2 protein-coding genes are annotated in these 2295 nt (G+C 69.3%); both read right to left on the reverse strand.

Translation table 11 applies throughout. The features are described from left to right. On the reverse strand, positions 1 to 1546 hold a 1546-nt coding region (locus GX015_RS09530; RefSeq protein ID WP_291344668.1), incomplete at its 3' end, for a proline dehydrogenase family protein. Positions 1547 to 1912: 366 nt separating this feature from the next. After that, positions 1913 to 2295 (reverse strand): DUF2269 domain-containing protein (locus GX015_RS09535; RefSeq protein ID WP_291344669.1); only part of this gene is annotated, 383 nt, incomplete at its 5' end.

Raw genomic sequence — 2295 nt, forward strand, 5'->3', positions numbered from 1 at the left:
CCTCGCGGGTGGCGTCGCGCTCGGCGACGGCCTGGCGGAACCGCTCCTCCTGCCCGGACATCGGCGACTGCGGCGAACGCGGGTCCGGGCCGTCGCCGCCGGCGCGCTCGGACTCGTCGACGCTGGTCATCGCGTGGAGGAAATTCTCCTCCGCGGCGTTTTCCTCCAGGCGGCGCACCAGGTAGCTCACGGCGACGTCGAAGCTGTCGGAGTCGACGACGGGGGTGTACAGGATCAAACGCCCGACGTCTTCCTGGATCACCTTCTGCTGCATCGGCGCCATGCCCTGCAGCATCTCGGCGTCGATCTGCTTTTCGACGCCCCTGGCGCGGGCAAGTTCGACGGCCGCGGCCATGGAGAACAGATTGTGGCTGGCGACGCCCACGCGGAGGGCATCGGCGACGTCGGGGCGCAGCGCCCGATCGAGCAGGCGCAGGTAGTTGGCGTCGGTCTCCGCCTTCGACGAGTACGGCGCGCGCACCCAGCCGTGCAGATCCGCGGTGACGGTTTCCATGGACAGGTTCGCGCCCTTGACCAGGCGGACCTTGACCGGGGCGCCGCCGCGGGCGACGCGCTTCTTGGCGAAGTCGATGAGCCGGTCCAGCGCCGCCACCGAATCCGGCAGGTACGCCTGGAGGACGATGCCGGCCTCGAGGCCGAGGAACTCGTCCTCGGACAGGATCCGCTCGAATACCTCCAGCGTCAGGTCGAGGTCGTGGTACTCCTCCATGTCCAGGTTGATGAACGGCGGGTTGGCGCGCTGCGCCTGCCCCGGCGCGTCGGCGGCGATGCGGTAGAGCGGGCGCAGCGTCTGCACCAGGCGCTCGACGCTGCCGTCGAAGTCCCACGGGTTGAGCTGGGAGACGACGCTGGAGGCCTTGACCGACACGTAGTCGACCAGCGGGTCTCGCAGCAGCGCCATCGTGTCGTGCAGGCGGCGCTGCGCCTCTTTCGAGCCGAGCACCGCCTCGCCGAGGAGATTGAGATTGAGCTGGCGGTCGCGCGCGCGGGCGTCGGTGAGCAGCTCGTTCAGCGCCTTGCCATCGGCGTCGAGCACCAGGTGGCCGACGAGCTGCCGCATGCGCTTGCGCGCGATGGGCATGACCAGCCACGGGAACTTCGGCGCCATGATGCCGCCGAGCTGCATGGCGGCGCGGTCCATCGCGGAGAGAAACGCGGGCGCCTTCGTGCCCTTGGTCATCGCCGCCAGCTGGTTGGCGGCGGTGCCGTTGTCCTCCGGCCGGGCGACCTGGTCGACGAACGCCATGGTGTAGTCCACGCCCGCCGGATCGTGGACGAGCTTGGCCAGCTGCTCGGCGGCATGGTCGGAGGAATCCTTGACGGGGGCTTCGGCTGCGGGGTCCCCGGCGGAGTTGCCGGAGTCGCCGGAGCCGGTGCGTCCCGTGACGCGTTCGGATTCCGCGAGCCACCCCAGCGCGCGCGTAACCGCCTTGTCCACCAGATCCTCGAGGGGAACGAGGGCGGGCTGCCCATCGTCGCGTCCGTCGTCGTCGATCAAATGGCGGGCGTCGTGCGTGGGGGCCATGGTGTCCTCCTCGGGCGAAATCGGGTGGTCCCCGCGACGCCGGGGTGCCGGTCGACCTGCGGGGAGGGGAGGCGGTGAACGCCGCTCCCTCTGCGCGACCCTACGGACGAATGTGCGAGAGGGACAACGCCCCAGGCACACGGGCCGCATAGTCGGAAACGGCGTTGTCGAGCGTCGTTTTACGAAAGCATCTAACCGATGTGCGGTGTGCGGCGATTGCAGGAACGGATGGGACGCAAGGAGAGGGAGGGGGGCAAATGCGGCGAACCCCGGCCGAACCGCTCACGGGGAGCGATCGGCCGGGGTTCGGCACGGCGTGAAGTGCCCGGAAGAATCCGGGACGGCTCAATTGCCGGGGAGGCTGAATTAGATGAAGAACATCAGCACGGCGGTGATCAGCCACAGGGCGCTGAAGATGCCGGAGAACATGGCCAGCTGGCCCTTGGCCTTCTTCCAGTCCAGGTTGGCGGCCTTGTCGGCGCGCTTGCGGAAGTCCGGGTCGTCGGCGAGCTCGTCCTCGCCGGCGACGCCCAGGCCGGCCATCATGACGGCCTGCTTCGGGGTGATGACGAAGTACAGCAGCGCCCAGGCGATGATCGCCAGCAGGATGGACGCGTGCAGCGCGCCGGCCTTCATGTAGTAGCCGAGGTCGGTGAACATGACGCCGACGCCCAGCAGCGGCACGGCCAGCGAGAACAGGCCGTAGGTGCGGGTGATCGCGTGCATGGTGCGGGCGGCGCCGACGGTGC

The organism is Corynebacterium sp. (assembly GCF_012837295.1).
Lineage (GTDB): Bacteria > Actinomycetota > Actinomycetes > Mycobacteriales > Mycobacteriaceae > Corynebacterium.